Genomic DNA, 14233 nt, shown 5'->3' on the forward strand with positions numbered 1-14233 from the left:
TCTAGCAAAAAAAGACTTAAACAAATTTCTTTTATTCTTTTATTTCTTTTTTTATCTTGCATTTAAGACATTCTAAAAAAGTACCTTTTTTTAATTCTTTAATTACCAAATTTTCACCACACTCTTCACATTTTTCATCGCTTGGTTTATATTTTGAAATAAAATTACATTTTGGATAAGCACTACAACCATAAAATTTTCCACGCTTAGAAAAACGTTCTACAATTTCACCTTTTTGACAGCTAGGACAGATTATGCCTATACTATTGATTTTTTTTGTAGTGATATTTTCATCATTTGTTTTATTTTCATTTTTTAAATTTCTAGAATATTTACATTTTGGGAAATTTAAACAAGCCACAAATTCACCAAAACGCCCTTTTCTTATAGCTAATTCTCCTCCGCAATCAGGACAAGATTCGCCTAATTTTGTCACTGTTTTTTGACTTGCAATTTTTGTTTTTCCCTCTTCAATTTTTTTCATAAAAGGATAATAAAATCCTTTTAAGATATTTTGCCAATCTGCTTTATCTTCAGCAATATCATCTAAAGTATTTTCAAGATTTGAAGTAAATTTGCTATCCACAATATCACTAAAATTTTTTTCAAGCACTTCAGTTACATTAAAAGCAATATCGCTAGGGATAAGCTGTTTTTTATCAATTTTGACATAATCACGGCTTGTCAGTATAGAAATAGTTGGAGCATAAGTTGATGGACGGCCTATACCTAAGCTTTCCAATTTTTTCACAAGCCCTGCTTCAGAATATCTTGAAGGTGGTTCAGTAAAATGTGAATTCATTTCTAGTTTTTGAATTTTTAACTTCTCACCTTTTTGAAGATTAGGTAAAATTTTATCCTTATCCATATCCCCATAAACTTTATAATATCCATCAAAAAGAATTTTTCTACCGCTTATTTTAAATAAAGCTCTATCATTTTTTACAAAGACATTTTGTGTTTGAGAAATAGCAGGATTCATTTGACAAGCTAAAAAACGATTATAAATAAGTGTATAAAGCTTTAATTCATCTTTATCTAAAAAATTAGCTGCAATTTGTGGTGTAAAATCCAAATTTGTAGGACGGATAGCCTCGTGTGCTTCTTGCGCACCCTTAGCTTTTGTTACATAAATATTAGCCTTACTAGGCAAATAATCTTTTCCAAAATCTTTTTGGATTAATTTTCTTACCTTATCTACCGCTTCTTTGGCCAAATTCAAACTATCAGTTCTCATATAGGTAATCACACCCATCATACCTTGATGAGTATTAACCCCTTCATAAAGCTTTTGAGCTAGGATCATTGTTTTTTTAGGGTTAAACCCCAAACGATTGCTTGCACTTTGTTGCAAAGTTGAAGTCATAAATGGAGGAGGTGGAGCAATTTTTCTTTCCTTGCTCTCTATATTTTCTATCGTATAAATATCATTTTTACAAGCTTCAAGAATTAATTTTGCACGATCTTTATTGGTAATAGTAAGCTTTTCAATTTTTATTTTATCAAATTCAACTAACTCAGCATCCAAATCAGAATTAAAAATCATATCAATGCTAAAATATTCCAAAGGCACAAAAGCACGAATTTCCTTTTCTCTATCAACTATAATTTTCAAAGCAGCGCTTTGAACTCGTCCAGCACTCAAACCTCTTTGAATTTTTTGCCCCAATAAAGGACTTAATTTATAGCCCACTATACGATCCAATAAACGTCTTGTTTGCTGAGCATTAACCGAATGCATATTAAGTTTTCTTGGGTTTTTTAAAGCATCTTCAATAGCACTTTTAGTAATCTCATGAAATACGATACGAGGCAAAATATTTTCATCTTTTCCTATAGCTTTTGCAATATGATATGCTATAGCCTCACCTTCTCTATCTTCATCTGTTGCAAGATAAATTTGTGCAGCATTTTTTGCTTTTTCTTTAAGCTCTTTAACTAAACTACTGTGATCACTTGTTATTCTGTATTCTGGTATAAATTCGTCATTTTCTATTTTTATACCAAAACTTGTTTTAGGTAGATCCCTTATATGTCCTTTAGAAGCTATAACTTCATAATTTTTTCCTAAAAAATTACCTATAGTTTTAGCCTTAGCGGGAGATTCTACTATAATTAAATTTTTTTTCATGAGCTAAACCTCAAATGCTGATTTTAAAAACATTTCATTATCTTAATAAACAAAAGCTGAATTTAGCTAAAAAAATTTAAAAATTTACTTATAAATTGCCAAAAATAGAAACATATAATTAATTTGGAGTATAATAAATTAAAAAAGGCTTTAAAATGCAAAAAAAACATTATCAATTTCACCCCAATGATACAAAATTAGATAAAAAAATAGTTGAAATTACTGAAAAATCTACCTTTAAAATCGCAGTATTTTCTATGGCAGCTATGACTATGTTAGGTAGCGTAGTTATTTCTTCAGCATTGCCAGCCATAAGCAAACATTTTGAAAATCTTTTAATTCAAGCAGGTGCTACAAGCTCAACAAGTTTTACTTTAGCCCACCTTGATATCTTAGTAAGATTAGTTTTAACTATGCCTGCTATTTTCGTCGTTATCTTATCGCCTTTTGCGGGAATTTTGATGGATAAATTTGGCAAATTAAAATTTGTTTTTCCTGCAATGATAATATGGACTATAGCTGGTGTGAGTGGATTTTTTCTTAATAATATTTATGCTATTTTGCTTTCTAGAGCTATTTTTGGGATGGCTACAGCTTTTATCATGACAGGAGCTTCAGCTCTGCTTGGAGATTATTACAGCCATGGTGGTTTTAATCGACGCGAAAACGCCTTAAGTTTGCAAGGTTTTTTCTGTGCAGTCGGAGGTGCTGTTTTTATCTCTATTGCAGGTTTTGTTTCTAGTTATTCATGGCGTTATCCTTTTTTAGTTTATGGACTCGGGATACTTATTACTCTTATAGCTATACTTTATCTTTTTGAGCCACATTTTAAATTTTACAATCACACTAAAGTAGAAACAAAGACAAATTATTGGCAGTTTCTTCCTATTTATTTTATAGGATTTTTTATCATGGTTGTATATTATATTTCTCCAACACAACTTCCTTATTATATAGAAGGGCACTTAGGTTTAGATCCTAAATATATAGGAATTTCAATGTCTGTTTCTGCTCTTTGTTATGGGGTTTTTTCACTCAGTTATAAATATATTATGCGTTTTTTAAGTATTAAAAAAATTTATATTTTAACGTTATTTATAGTAGGATGCTCCTTTTTGTTATTGTTTTTAGTCCATAATTTTATAGCAGTTTTAATAGCCTTAGCGCTATTAGGAACTGGAGGGGGCATCATGCTTGTTAACAATACTGCTTATCTTTTTTCTATATGTCCAGAAGATGCAAGAGCTAGAGCTTATGGAATTTTAGCAAGTTGTATTTTTCTTGGACAATTTTTAAGCCCTATTATATCTCAACCCTTAGTAAGACAAATAGGATTAGTTGATGCTTTTTTAATATGGGCTATTGTAATTTTTACAGTTTGTATAATATTTATATTTTTGAAACAGAAAGCTAGGATTAATTAAGAATAAATCTTAGCTTTTACACTATCAACTTCTGCCATGAATACCAAAAAAAATACTTCTTAACTTCATATTTATCTAAGAAAATTTACTTTATCTTATTTTGTCTAAATTTAAAAATAGATTTTTTAGAAATTCTAAAATCTTGCAAATTTTGAATAATATCTTTAAAAATTTATTCTAATTTTTTATCCTTTAATTCTATCAATATATTTTTTTTCAAAGCCATGCTACTTTAAATATATTAATTTTTACAGTTAGATATTTATCTTGAAAAATTAAATGTATTTTTATAAAAAATTTAAATGTATAAGGTTTTGAAATATTCTTTAGATGTCGCAAATTAAAGTTTTAAAATTATTGCTCTCTATTTTAACCTTAATTTTAATATCTTTTTCTTTCTGTATTAAAGAAAATCGACTTAAATTTTAAACTAACTAAATTTTTGATTTAAAAAATAATAACATTACTTTTTTAAAATGACAGCAAGGAATTTTAGATTTCCTTGCTTATTTTTTGTATTATTATTATTTTACAAACCTACCGCACTTAAAGTCTGATACTTATTCATATAAATTTGAGCTTCAATTTTTCTCATTGTATCAAGTGCAACTTGTACCACAATAAGCACAGAAGTGCCACCAAATTGAAAAGGTACTCCCATAAATTTTACCAAAACCCAAGGTAAAGTTGCTATGATTCCCAAATAAATAGAGCCAGATAAAGTTAAACGAGAAGCAATTTCATTTAAATAATTTGAAGTTCCTTCTCCTGGACGAATTCCTGGGATAAAACCGCCTTGTTTTTTAAGATTGTCTGCAATATCCTTAGCATTAAATGCTATAGAAGCATAAAAGTAAGCAAAGAAAATCACAAAGATAAAGGTTAAAATGTGAAATATATATCCATTAGGATTTAAAAAATCATTGACAGCTTGTATATAAGGATTTGTGCTAGTTTGTAAAATGGTTGTTGGAAACATTAAAATCGCACTTGCAAAGATTGGAGGAATAACTCCGCTAAGATTGATCTTAATTGGAATATAATTCATGATGCGTTTATTTTGGTTTTGCATTACTACTTTACGAGAATAAGAAATAGGGATTCTACGTTCTCCAAGTTCAACATAAATAATAGCACCTATTGTAATTAAAATCAAAACAAAAATAGCAAAAGCGGTTAAGAAATTCATTTCTCCTGAATTAACCTGCCCTATAGTTCCTGAAATGGCTCTTGGAATTCCTGATACAATACCTGCAAAAATAATTAAAGAAATACCATTTCCTATGCCTCTTTGAGTAATTTGCTCACCAAGCCACATTAAAAGCATAGTTCCTGCAAGCATTGAAATAGCGCAAAGTGCAATAAACATATTTAAATTTTCCATCATAATGGCACTTGATCCACCCTTGCCATGCAAGCTTTGCAAACCTATAGCTACACCTATACTTTGAGCTAAAGTTATTAATATGGTAGCATAGCGGATAATTTGCATATATTTTTGCATACTATCACGTTCTTTTTTCATCTTTCCAATACTTGGAAAAGTTGCTGCGAAAAGTTCCATTATAATAGAAGCAGTGATGTAAGGCATAATCCCTAAAGAAATAATAGAAAAACGTTGAGCTGCCCCACCACTAAAAACATTAAATAAACCTAAAGCATTATTTTGATTATGATTAAAAAAATCTGCAATCACATCAGCATTGACGCCAGGAACTGGAATATAAGCCAGAACCCTATAAGCAAATAGAAAAGCTAAAGTGATTAAGATCTTATTCGTCAATGCTCTATTCATTATTTTGTTCCAGTGACGCTAATATTCTCGTCTTTAATTTTTGATACTAAGCTTTTAGCACTAGCACCGATAAGTTTAACTTTTTTTACAGATTTTGAAAGCTTATGAACACTCTTAATATTTTCAATTGTAATTTCAGCCAAATCTTTTATAGCTGTAATTTTTTCAACATTAATTATATAAGGCTTTTCAATTTTAGATGTAAAACCCACTTTTGGTAATCTTCTTTGAAGTGGTTGCTGACCTCCTTCAAAACCTCTTTTTTCATTATAACCTTTTCTAGCAGTTTGACCCTTACCTCCTCTGGTAGCAGTCTTACCCATACCAGAACCTTGACCGCGGCCAATTCTTTTAGTTTTATGCGTTGAACCCGCTGCTTTTGTTAAATTCATTACTTATCCTTTTAACATTGTTAAAGCTTTAATGGTAGCACGAACCACATTAGCTGAATTATTTGAGCCTAAAGATTTAGTTAAAATATCTTTAATACCAGCAAGCTCTACAATAGGACGTGTAGAACCACCAGCAATAACTCCTGTACCTTCGCTAGCTGGTTTAAGTAAAATTCTACTTGCATTGTATTTTACTTCTACATCATGAGCAATAGTCGAACCTTTAGTTTTTACTTCAACAATATTTTTAAATGCATCATCGACTGCTTTGCGAATAGCATCTGGAACTTCTTTAGCTTTTCCATAACCAACACCCACTAAACCTTTGCGATTACCAACAATCACTAAAGCAGTAAATCTAAATCTTCTACCACCTTTAACTACCTTAGTAACCCTACCAATATCAACAATGACTTCTTCAAATTCTTCTCTATTATATTTTTCCATCAATTACCCCTTATAGCCTAATACCATTTTCTCTTAAAGATTCTGCTAAAACTGCGATTACCCCATGATAAACATAACCATTTCTGTCAAACACAGCTTGCTCAATTTTTTTAGCCTTCAATAATTTCGCAAATTCAGCAGCAATTTTTTTAGCTCCTTCTTTATTTGCTTTAATACCTAATTTGCGTCCATCTGCTGCAGCCAAAGTTACAGCTTTAACATCATCGATTGCTTGGATATAAAGAGTTCTATTTGATTTAAATACAGAGATTCTTGGAAAATTTTCACAACCAGAAATTTTTGCTCTGATTCTCTTTTTTCTTTTAATTCTTAAAGTTAATTTTCTTTTTAATATATTTGCTCTCATTCTTTAGTCCTCTTATTTCTTAGATGTCTTACCGGCTTTGCGGATAATACGCTCATCTGAATACTTAACGCCTTTTCCTTTATATGGCTCAGGTGGTCTAAATTCACGAATTTGAGCAGCAACTTGTCCTACTACTTGCTTATCGCTTCCTTTGACAATTACATTATTTTTATCAACTACAATTTCAATGCCTTCAGGAATATTATAATTAATAGGATGTGAAAAACCTAAACTTAGTTCTAAAATTTTTCCTTTTAAAGCAGCTTTGTAACCTACTCCATTGATTTCAAGAGTTTTTGAAAAACCTTGAGTCAAACCTATTACAATATTATAAGCTAAAGCTCTATAAGTTCCCCAATAAGCTCTGCTTTGTCTATCTTCACCTTTTGGAGAAAAAAGAATATTATTATCTTTAATCTCAACATTAACATGAGCTTTTGTATCAAGCTCTTTTACTAAATTTCCTTTTTTAAATTTAAGTAAATTTCCTTCTAATTTAACCTCTACTCCACTAGGAATAACTATTGGTTGTTTACCTATACGAGACATATTTTTCCTTTTTATTTGTCTAGGATATTTCTACTTTTTGCAAAGAATGGATACCCAATGCCATAAAAAGCAGATTTTTACCAAATGGTACATAAAATTTCGCCGCCAACTCCAGCTTTATAAGCTTCATCGTTAGCCAAAACACCTTTGCTTGTGCTTACTACAATAGTACCATAACCATTTTTAAAACGTTTAATTTCATCTTTTCCTTTATAAACACGACGACCAGGCTTTGAAACTCTTTTAAGTTCATTAATAACACTTTTGCCTTTTTCATCATATTTTAAGATCACATTGATAAATTTCTTTTTATCTTCTTCGATAACATTAAAACTTTCAATATAACCTTTAGCTTGAAAAATTCCAACTAAAGCTTCAACAACTTTAGAATGTAAAAGTTTAGTTGTTTCAAGTTTTCTCATTCCCGCATTGCGAATTCTTGTTAATGAGTCTGAAATTATATCATTTATCATTTTATTTCCTTACCAACTTGCTTTTTTAAGACCTGGAATTAAACCTTCATTGCCCATTTTTCTTAAACAAACTCTGCAAATTCCAAAATCCCTATAAACTGAATGCGGACGTCCACAAATTTGGCATCTAGTATAGCCCCTTACTTTAAATTTAGGCTTACGTGCTGCTTTTGCAATCATTGATTTTTTAGCCATCTTTTCTTCCTTTTGCAAATGGTACACCGATAAGTTCTAATAGTTTTTGCGCTTGCTTATCGTTTTGTGCTGTTGTAACTATAGAAATATTCATACCATGGGTTCTTAAAATTTTATCATACTCAACTTCTGGAAACATAAGTTGTTCATCAAGACCAAAATTATAATTTCCGCGTCCATCAAAGCCATCTCTACTCAAACCTCTAAAGTCTTTTACTCTTGGAAGAGCAATAGAGATTAATTTGTCAAGAAAAGCATACATATTGTCTTTTCTTAAAGTAACCATAACTCCAACTGGAAACCCTTCACGAACTTTAAAACCAGCCACAGATTTTTTTGCTTTAGTAATAACAGCTTTTTGCCCAGCAATTAAAGAAATTGTGTCGGCAATATTTTGCAATACTTTTTGATCCTTGGCAAGCTCTCCAGCTCCTACACTGATAACTACTTTTTCAATTGCTGGAATAAGCATAGGATTTTTAATATCAAATTCTTTAACCAATGCAGGCTTAATGCTTTGATTATATTTTTCTTTCAATCTCATCATTGCTTACTCCTGAATTTTTGCCACATTAGAAATATCCATTGGCATTTCTTTATTAATAAATCCACCATTTGGATTTTTATCACTAGGCTTAATCGCTTTTTTAGCAATTTTACATCCCTCAACTACTACTTTAAGAGTTTTTGGATATACAGCTAAAACTTTACCAGTCTTACCTTTATCATCTCCTGTGATAATTTTTACATTATCACCTTTTTTTATTTTTAATTTAACCGCCATTATAATACCTCCGGTGCTAGTGAAACAATTTTCATAAAGCCACCATATCTAACTTCTCTACCTATTGGTCCAAAAATACGAGTTCCTATAGGTTCTCTTTTATTATCAAGAATTACTGCAGCATTTTCATCAAAACGAATTAAAGAACCATTATCTCTATGAATTTCTTTTTTAGTTCTAACAATAACCGCTTTTACAACTTGACCTTTTTTTACTTTACCATTTGGCAAAGCTTTTTTTACAGATGCAACAATAACATCACCAACAGTAGCATATCTTCTTTTACTACCTCCTAAAACCTTAATACACATAAGTTCTTTTGCACCGCTGTTATCAGCTACTGCAAGTCTTGTAAAACTTTGAATCATTACTCAACTCCTGTTGCTAATACAGATTTTAAGCGAAATGATTTTCTTTTAGAAAGTGGTCTGCATTCTACAGCAACAACAGTATCACCAACTTTAACTTCATTTCTTTCATCATGAATTAGATATTTTTTAAAGCGTTTTACGATTTTTCTATATCTTGGATGAACAACTTTTCTTTCAACCAAAATACTTGCTGTTTTTTCTCCAGCAATTTTTACAACAACGCCTTGAATTTCTCTTTTAAATGCCATTTTTTATCCTTATTTTAAAGCGTTAATTGCTGTATTTATTCTAGCAATATCTTTTTTAACTTCACTAACTTCTTTAGGATTAGTTAGTTGCATTGTTTTTAGCTTTTGTTTTAAAGTGAATAAAAGCACCTTTTTTTCTTTTAGCATTGTTGCAAGCTCAGCTGCTGTTTTATCTTTAATCTCAGTATATTTCATTTTGGCTCTCTCTTGTAACAAACTTAGTTTTAAATGGTAATTTATGCATTGCTAAAGTTAATGCTTCTTTAGCCATTTCTTCACTTACTCCTGCCATTTCATATATAATACGACCTGGTTTGATATTCATTACCCATTCTTCAACAGCACCTTTACCCTTACCCATACGAGTTTCTAAAGGTTTTTTAGTTAAAGGTTTATCAGGAAAAACTCTGATCCAAGTCTTACCTTGTCTTTTAACAAAACGAGTTAAAGCGATACGAGCCGCTTCAATTTGACGTGAATTAATTCTTCCAGCTTCAGTTGCTTTTAAAGCAAATTCGCCAAAAGTAAATTCAGTTCCACGATTAGCATAACCTCTGTTACGCCCTTTCATCATTTTACGATATTTTGTTCTTTTTGGCATTAACATGATTACTTACTCCTTCTTGTGCGTCTTGGTTTTTTAGCTGGAGCATTTTCTTCGGTTTTTTCAGCCTGCAAACCTTTTTGCAATACTTCACCTTTAAAAATCCAAACTTTAACACCTATGTTACCATAAGTCGTTCTAGCTTCAGCAAAACCATAATCAATTTTTGCTCTTAAAGTATGAAGTGGTACACGCCCTTCAAGATACCATTCTGTTCTTGCCATTTCAGCACCACCCAAACGACCAGAAACTGAAACTTTAATTCCTTTAGCACCCGCTTTTTGTGCTCCCTGAATTACTTTTTTCATTGCTCTTCTAAAAGCAATTCTTTTTTCAAGCTGAGTTGCTACACTTTCAGCTGCAAGTTGCGCAGAAGCTCCCGCTCTTCTTTCTTCTTTAATATTGATATTGACATCTTTTCCAATAAGATCTTGTAATTCTTTTCTTAAATTATCAACATCGCTACCTTTTTTACCAATAATAATACCTGGTCTTGCTGCAACTACAGTTACACGAAGCTTTTTAGCAGTTCTTTCAATTAAAATTTGACTGATTCCTGCATAATAAAGTTTTCTTTTTAAGAAAGCTCTTATTTTATAGTCTTCGCCAATATTTTCTACTAAATTAGCTTTAGTTGGAAACCATCTTGACTCCCAATTTCTATTGATTCCTAGTCTTAGACCAATTGGATTTACTTTTTGTCCCATTAGCTTTCCTTTTTCGCTGTTACTTTTTTAGTGCTTGTTTTTTTAGCTGTTGCAGTCGCCTTTTTTTCAGAAGCTTTTTTAGCTGCTTTTTCTTCGATCTTTGTTTCTACTTTCGCCACCTCAACTAAAATATGCGAAGTAGGTTTTCTTATGCGACTTGCACTTCCTCTAGCACGTGGTCTAAATCTTTTTAAGACAGCACCTGCATCCACACGACAACTTTTTACAATCACTTCATTTGCTTCAAAGCCACCATTTGCTACTGCACTTGAAATTGCATTTGCAATATACTTTGCTCCTTTATTTGGCATAAATTTTAAACTAGCCATTGCAAGTTCTGCATTCATCCCCTGAACTTCTCTAGCAATAAGTCTTGCTTTAGTTGGAGATAATCTTATGAATTTAATTAAAGCTTTACTCATAAATACCCCTCTCCTTATTTACCTATCTTTTTCTGAACAGAACCTTTATGGCCTTTAAATGTTCTAGTTGGAGCAAATTCTCCAAGCTTATAACCAATATGATTTTCAGTTATATAAACTGGAATAAAACTTTTTCCATTGTGGACGTTAAAAGTTAAACCTATCATATCAGGAATAATAGTGCTTCTACGAGACCAAGTTTTTATAGGTTTATTATCATTAGCCTTTTTAGCAGCGATGACTTTTTTCATTACATGATCATCAACAAAAGGACCTTTTTTTAGTGATCTAGCCATCTTACTTTCCTTTTCTTCTTGAAATTATTAATTTGTCACTAGCTTTTTTACGGCGAGTTTTTGCACCCTTGGTTGGCTTACCCCATGGAGTTACTGGATGACGTCCAGAATTTTTCTTACCTTCTCCCCCTCCGTGTGGGTGATCAACTGGGTTCATCGCAGAACCACGAGTTTGAGGACGAATACCTCTGTGGCGATTTCTACCCGCTTTACCTATGGTAATATTAGACCATTCTTCATTACCTACTTCACCAATACTAGCCATACATTCAGCTAAAACTTGTCTCATTTCACCGCTTGCAAGTCTTAAGATAACGTATTTTTCTTCTTTACCCATAAGCTGAGCATAAGCACCTGCTGAACGGATCATTTGACCACCTTTTCCTGGCTTTAACTCAATATTATGAACAATAGTACCCACAGGAATATTTTTAAGCTTCATTGCATTGCCTGGTTTAATATCAAGTCCGCCTTCTGCTGCAGCAACAATATCACCTACACTTAATCCACGTGGCTGAATAATATATCTTTTTTCGCCATCTCTGTAAGAAATAAGAGCGATTCTACAATTTCTATATGGATCATATTCGATTGCTTCTACTTTGCCTTCGATGCCAAATTTACGACGTTTAAAGTCTATAATTCTGTAAAGTTTCTTAGCACCAGCTTCCTTATGGCGACTTGTAATCCTTCCATAACTATTGCGTCCTGCATGAGATGGAAGTTTAACAAGTAATGAACGAACACTTGGTTTTGCTGTAATATCCTCTGAACTTAAACCAGTAATATATCTTCTACTTGGAGTATATGGTTTATAAGTTTTAATTGCCATTTTAAGCCTCCACATTTTCTAAGCTAACACCTTCAGGTAGCTTAACATAGAATTTTTTATAATCGTTTCTTTGCCCCAAACGACCTCTAAAACGCTTAACTTTTCCACTCATTCTTAAAGAATTAATACTTTGTGGAGTTACGCCAAAATACTCTTTTAAAACAGCTTTTAAACCCGTTTTAGTCATCTTTGGAGAAGTTTGAATAACTACGACACCTTGCTCTTGCAAATTCAAACTTTTTTCTGTATAAAGTATTGTTTTAATATCAGTAATATCTGCCATAATTATCCTTCTTTTGTAATAGATTCTAATGCCGATTTTTCTACGATAACAGCATTAAACACAGATACCAAATAAGCATTAACTTCGGTTACATCTACAACATAGCAATTTGCTAAATTTCTATAAGCTAAAAGTGTTTTTTCATCAAGTAAATCTTTAACAATTAAAGCATCTTTTACACCAAGTTTTTTAATAACAGCGTTTGCATCTTTAGTTTTGCCGCTCTCTATGGTTAAAGAATCTGTAGCAAATAAAGCACCTTTAGCTGCCTTATCTGCCAAAGCTCTTTCAAGCGCTAATCTTTTTTGTTTTTTATTTACTTTTTGAAAGTAATTTCTTTCATTTGTTGGACCAAAAGCAACAGCACCGCCTACCCAAACATTTGTTCTAGTTGAACCTGCACGAGCACCACCACGACCTTTTTGTCTCCAAGGTTTTTTACCTCCACCACTTACATCGCTTCTGCCTTTAGTATGAGCTGTGTTTGCTCTAAGACTAGCAAGGTAAGATTTTACATATAAGTAAAGGTTGTGTGGATTTACTTCTGCGTATTTTGAAGGTAAATCAAGTTCACCTGCTTTTTCTAGTTTATCATTTAAAACGGTTACTTTACTCATTTTGCAATCCTTATTTTACCCATAGCTCCATTATATCCTGGAACTGCACCTTTAACAACTAAAATCTTATTTTCACTATCATAAGACACAACTTCATTTTTAACAGTTATTTTTGTATTTCCATAATGCCCTGCCATTTTCATACCTGGTTGAACACGACCTGGCCATTCTCTGTTACCAATAGAACCATGGCGTCTATGAAATCTTGAACCGTGGCTTGCCGGACCTCCAGCAAAATTATGTCGTTTCATAACACCGCTATAACCTCTACCTTTAGAATTGAAACTTACTTTTAAAATTTTAGCTTCACTCAATGGGGTTTCATCTAAATCACCTGCTTCAGTATTTGCCACTTCTAAAGTTGCAAAACGATTAAATTCAGCAGAAAGATTGTATTTTTTTTGTTGTCCCGCGATACATTTATTATTTGTTTTACCTTTTGAATATGCTACTATCGCTTTTCCATTTTCAACTTCGCATACTTTTGTATTAACAACCTTTAGCAAAGTTACAGCGATACTTGGACTATTGATAGTTCTACTCATTCCAATTTTTTCTACAATATATTCCATATTCTATCCTTTATTTACCCATAGCTCTAACTTCAACGCTTACTTCTGGCGCCAAATCAAGCTTAGTTAAAGAATCAACTGTATCTGGAGTCGCTGCTACTATATCTAGCATACGAGCGTGAATTCTAATTTCAAACTGCTCACGAGAATCTTTATTAATATGTGGAGATTTTAAAACTGTATAGCGTTTGATTTTTGTAGGCATTGGTATTGGACCTCTAATATCCGCACCTGTTCTTTTAACAGCTTCTACGATTGCTGCAACTGTTCTGTCTAGTACTCGATGGTCATAAGCTTTTAGCTTAAGCCTGATTCTTTCCATAATTTTTCCTTTAAAAAGAACTCGTTAGCTTTAAACTAACCAAAAATAAAAATGAGAGTATAGTAAATTTGGCTTTCAAAAGTCAAGAAAATTTAATAAAAAATTATATTTTTATCCTTTTAAAAAGGAAAATAATATAATTATATCTGTAATAAAAATTTTGAAAATACTAAAAAATAAATTTTAATTAAAATAAGTAAAATACAAATTTTCGCTATTTTTAATTGAAATTTTATTTTAGTAGTATTATGTGCCTAAAATTTGATATTAAAACTTAGATTAATAATTGTATTTTTAGATATATAAAAACTTTTTAACAAAATATCAAAATTTACATATCTTGAAAAATTTTACGATTTAATTTTAATTCAAAGAATTTAACAATTCTAATTAAATTCTTTG

23 protein-coding genes are annotated in these 14233 nt (G+C 31.4%); 1 reads left to right on the forward strand and 22 read right to left on the reverse strand.

Annotated elements, in window-relative coordinates; genetic code table 11:
- Positions 1 to 31: 31 nt before the first annotated feature.
- Entirely contained in the window at positions 32 to 2131 is a 2100-nt protein-coding gene (gene topA, locus CMOL_RS07560; RefSeq protein WP_239820277.1) for a type I DNA topoisomerase, read from the reverse strand.
- A gap of 155 nt (positions 2132 to 2286) precedes the next feature.
- On the opposite strand from topA, the gene CMOL_RS07565 reads away from it, so the two are divergent.
- Entirely contained in the window at positions 2287 to 3555 is a 1269-nt protein-coding gene (locus CMOL_RS07565; RefSeq protein ID WP_239820278.1) for an MFS transporter, read from the forward strand.
- Positions 3556 to 4084: 529 nt separating this feature from the next.
- On the opposite strand, the gene secY is transcribed toward CMOL_RS07565, so the two are convergent.
- From secY to rpsJ, 21 genes are all read right to left on the reverse strand, one after another.
- The gene (gene secY, locus CMOL_RS07570; RefSeq protein ID WP_200282431.1) at positions 4085 to 5350 is read right to left on the reverse strand and encodes a preprotein translocase subunit SecY; all 1266 of its coding nucleotides are present in this window, start codon (positions 5348 to 5350) and stop codon (positions 4085 to 4087) included.
- Entirely contained in the window at positions 5350 to 5742 is a 393-nt protein-coding gene (gene rplO, locus CMOL_RS07575) for a 50S ribosomal protein L15 (protein ID WP_200282428.1), read from the reverse strand. Before rplO ends, secY begins: the two co-directional genes overlap by 1 nt.
- A gap of 3 nt (positions 5743 to 5745) precedes the next feature.
- A complete protein-coding gene (gene rpsE / locus CMOL_RS07580) occupies positions 5746 to 6189 on the reverse strand; it encodes a 30S ribosomal protein S5 (protein WP_002779428.1) in 444 nt (147 codons plus the stop codon).
- Between the two features lie 10 nt (positions 6190 to 6199).
- Positions 6200 to 6556, reverse strand: a complete 357-nt coding sequence (gene rplR / locus CMOL_RS07585) for a 50S ribosomal protein L18 (protein ID WP_200282425.1) — start codon at positions 6554 to 6556, stop codon at positions 6200 to 6202.
- Between the two features lie 12 nt (positions 6557 to 6568).
- Positions 6569 to 7105 (reverse strand): 50S ribosomal protein L6, encoded by a 537-nt coding sequence (gene rplF, locus CMOL_RS07590; protein WP_239820279.1) that lies wholly within the window; start codon positions 7103 to 7105, stop codon positions 6569 to 6571.
- A gap of 77 nt (positions 7106 to 7182) precedes the next feature.
- Positions 7183 to 7578 carry a 30S ribosomal protein S8 gene (gene rpsH / locus CMOL_RS07595; protein ID WP_137623844.1) on the reverse strand — a complete coding sequence of 132 codons (396 nt, stop codon included), beginning with the start codon at positions 7576 to 7578 and terminating at the stop codon, positions 7183 to 7185.
- A 9-nt stretch (positions 7579 to 7587) separates the two neighbouring features.
- A complete protein-coding gene (locus CMOL_RS07600) occupies positions 7588 to 7773 on the reverse strand; it encodes a type Z 30S ribosomal protein S14 (protein WP_002779433.1) in 186 nt (61 codons plus the stop codon).
- The gene (gene rplE, locus CMOL_RS07605; protein ID WP_137623845.1) at positions 7766 to 8320 is read right to left on the reverse strand and encodes a 50S ribosomal protein L5; all 555 of its coding nucleotides are present in this window, start codon (positions 8318 to 8320) and stop codon (positions 7766 to 7768) included. The genes CMOL_RS07600 and rplE overlap by 8 nt, the downstream gene beginning before the upstream one ends.
- A 3-nt stretch (positions 8321 to 8323) precedes the next feature.
- Complete coding sequence (gene rplX, locus CMOL_RS07610; RefSeq protein ID WP_137623846.1) at positions 8324 to 8557, reverse strand: 50S ribosomal protein L24; 234 nt, start codon at positions 8555 to 8557, stop codon at positions 8324 to 8326.
- Positions 8557 to 8925 carry a 50S ribosomal protein L14 gene (rplN, locus tag CMOL_RS07615; protein WP_137623847.1) on the reverse strand — a complete coding sequence of 123 codons (369 nt, stop codon included), beginning with the start codon at positions 8923 to 8925 and terminating at the stop codon, positions 8557 to 8559. Before rplN ends, rplX begins: the two co-directional genes overlap by 1 nt.
- Positions 8925 to 9176 carry a 30S ribosomal protein S17 gene (rpsQ, locus tag CMOL_RS07620; protein WP_002779439.1) on the reverse strand — a complete coding sequence of 84 codons (252 nt, stop codon included), beginning with the start codon at positions 9174 to 9176 and terminating at the stop codon, positions 8925 to 8927. Before rpsQ ends, rplN begins: the two co-directional genes overlap by 1 nt.
- A 9-nt stretch (positions 9177 to 9185) precedes the next feature.
- Positions 9186 to 9371 (reverse strand): 50S ribosomal protein L29, encoded by a 186-nt coding sequence (gene rpmC, locus CMOL_RS07625; protein WP_137623848.1) that lies wholly within the window; start codon positions 9369 to 9371, stop codon positions 9186 to 9188.
- Positions 9358 to 9783, reverse strand: a complete 426-nt coding sequence (gene rplP / locus CMOL_RS07630) for a 50S ribosomal protein L16 (protein WP_137623849.1) — start codon at positions 9781 to 9783, stop codon at positions 9358 to 9360. The genes rpmC and rplP overlap by 14 nt, the downstream gene beginning before the upstream one ends.
- A 2-nt stretch (positions 9784 to 9785) precedes the next feature.
- Positions 9786 to 10487, reverse strand: a complete 702-nt coding sequence (gene rpsC, locus CMOL_RS07635) for a 30S ribosomal protein S3 (RefSeq protein ID WP_137623850.1) — start codon at positions 10485 to 10487, stop codon at positions 9786 to 9788.
- Entirely contained in the window at positions 10487 to 10909 is a 423-nt protein-coding gene (gene rplV / locus CMOL_RS07640; protein WP_239820280.1) for a 50S ribosomal protein L22, read from the reverse strand. The genes rpsC and rplV overlap by 1 nt, the downstream gene beginning before the upstream one ends.
- A gap of 14 nt (positions 10910 to 10923) precedes the next feature.
- A complete protein-coding gene (rpsS, locus tag CMOL_RS07645) occupies positions 10924 to 11205 on the reverse strand; it encodes a 30S ribosomal protein S19 (protein ID WP_002779444.1) in 282 nt (93 codons plus the stop codon).
- Between the two features lies 1 nt (position 11206).
- Positions 11207 to 12037, reverse strand: a complete 831-nt coding sequence (rplB, locus tag CMOL_RS07650; RefSeq protein ID WP_137623852.1) for a 50S ribosomal protein L2 — start codon at positions 12035 to 12037, stop codon at positions 11207 to 11209.
- A 1-nt stretch (position 12038) separates the two neighbouring features.
- Positions 12039 to 12320: a 50S ribosomal protein L23 gene (locus CMOL_RS07655; RefSeq protein WP_200282403.1), complete on the reverse strand. Its 282-nt coding sequence runs from the start codon at positions 12318 to 12320 to the stop codon at positions 12039 to 12041.
- A gap of 2 nt (positions 12321 to 12322) precedes the next feature.
- On the reverse strand, positions 12323 to 12937 hold the full coding sequence (rplD, locus tag CMOL_RS07660; protein WP_200282400.1) for a 50S ribosomal protein L4: 615 nt from the start codon (positions 12935 to 12937) through the stop codon (positions 12323 to 12325).
- Positions 12934 to 13509: a 50S ribosomal protein L3 gene (rplC, locus tag CMOL_RS07665; protein WP_200282398.1), complete on the reverse strand. Its 576-nt coding sequence runs from the start codon at positions 13507 to 13509 to the stop codon at positions 12934 to 12936. The genes rplD and rplC overlap by 4 nt, the downstream gene beginning before the upstream one ends.
- 10 nt (positions 13510 to 13519) lie before the next feature.
- Complete coding sequence (gene rpsJ, locus CMOL_RS07670; protein ID WP_002779353.1) at positions 13520 to 13831, reverse strand: 30S ribosomal protein S10; 312 nt, start codon at positions 13829 to 13831, stop codon at positions 13520 to 13522.
- Between the last annotated feature and the right edge of the window lie 402 nt (positions 13832 to 14233).

Origin of the sequence: Campylobacter sp. RM10537, assembly GCF_022369435.1 — a bacterium.
GTDB lineage: Bacteria > Campylobacterota > Campylobacteria > Campylobacterales > Campylobacteraceae > Campylobacter_D > Campylobacter_D molothri.

Bases quoted from the DNA above. Each gene is read 5' to 3' on its own strand.
- topA (WP_239820277.1), bottom strand. From the start codon at position 2,131: ATGAAAAAAAATTTAATTATAGTAGAATCTCCCGCTAAGGCTAAAACT.
- CMOL_RS07565 (WP_239820278.1), top strand. From the start codon at position 2,287: ATGCAAAAAAAACATTATCAATTTCACCCCAATGATACAAAATTAGAT.
- secY (WP_200282431.1), bottom strand. From the start codon at position 5,350: ATGAATAGAGCATTGACGAATAAGATCTTAATCACTTTAGCTTTTCTA.
- rplO (WP_200282428.1), bottom strand. From the start codon at position 5,742: ATGAATTTAACAAAAGCAGCGGGTTCAACGCATAAAACTAAAAGAATT.
- rpsE (WP_002779428.1), bottom strand. From the start codon at position 6,189: ATGGAAAAATATAATAGAGAAGAATTTGAAGAAGTCATTGTTGATATT.
- rplR (WP_200282425.1), bottom strand. From the start codon at position 6,556: ATGAGAGCAAATATATTAAAAAGAAAATTAACTTTAAGAATTAAAAGA.
- rplF (WP_239820279.1), bottom strand. From the start codon at position 7,105: ATGTCTCGTATAGGTAAACAACCAATAGTTATTCCTAGTGGAGTAGAG.
- rpsH (WP_137623844.1), bottom strand. From the start codon at position 7,578: ATGATAAATGATATAATTTCAGACTCATTAACAAGAATTCGCAATGCG.
- CMOL_RS07600 (WP_002779433.1), bottom strand. From the start codon at position 7,773: ATGGCTAAAAAATCAATGATTGCAAAAGCAGCACGTAAGCCTAAATTT.
- rplE (WP_137623845.1), bottom strand. From the start codon at position 8,320: ATGATGAGATTGAAAGAAAAATATAATCAAAGCATTAAGCCTGCATTG.
- rplX (WP_137623846.1), bottom strand. From the start codon at position 8,557: ATGGCGGTTAAATTAAAAATAAAAAAAGGTGATAATGTAAAAATTATC.
- rplN (WP_137623847.1), bottom strand. From the start codon at position 8,925: ATGATTCAAAGTTTTACAAGACTTGCAGTAGCTGATAACAGCGGTGCA.
- rpsQ (WP_002779439.1), bottom strand. From the start codon at position 9,176: ATGGCATTTAAAAGAGAAATTCAAGGCGTTGTTGTAAAAATTGCTGGA.
- rpmC (WP_137623848.1), bottom strand. From the start codon at position 9,371: ATGAAATATACTGAGATTAAAGATAAAACAGCAGCTGAGCTTGCAACA.
- rplP (WP_137623849.1), bottom strand. From the start codon at position 9,783: ATGTTAATGCCAAAAAGAACAAAATATCGTAAAATGATGAAAGGGCGT.
- rpsC (WP_137623850.1), bottom strand. From the start codon at position 10,487: ATGGGACAAAAAGTAAATCCAATTGGTCTAAGACTAGGAATCAATAGA.
- rplV (WP_239820280.1), bottom strand. From the start codon at position 10,909: ATGAGTAAAGCTTTAATTAAATTCATAAGATTATCTCCAACTAAAGCA.
- rpsS (WP_002779444.1), bottom strand. From the start codon at position 11,205: ATGGCTAGATCACTAAAAAAAGGTCCTTTTGTTGATGATCATGTAATG.
- rplB (WP_137623852.1), bottom strand. From the start codon at position 12,037: ATGGCAATTAAAACTTATAAACCATATACTCCAAGTAGAAGATATATT.
- CMOL_RS07655 (WP_200282403.1), bottom strand. From the start codon at position 12,320: ATGGCAGATATTACTGATATTAAAACAATACTTTATACAGAAAAAAGT.
- rplD (WP_200282400.1), bottom strand. From the start codon at position 12,937: ATGAGTAAAGTAACCGTTTTAAATGATAAACTAGAAAAAGCAGGTGAA.
- rplC (WP_200282398.1), bottom strand. From the start codon at position 13,509: ATGGAATATATTGTAGAAAAAATTGGAATGAGTAGAACTATCAATAGT.
- rpsJ (WP_002779353.1), bottom strand. From the start codon at position 13,831: ATGGAAAGAATCAGGCTTAAGCTAAAAGCTTATGACCATCGAGTACTA.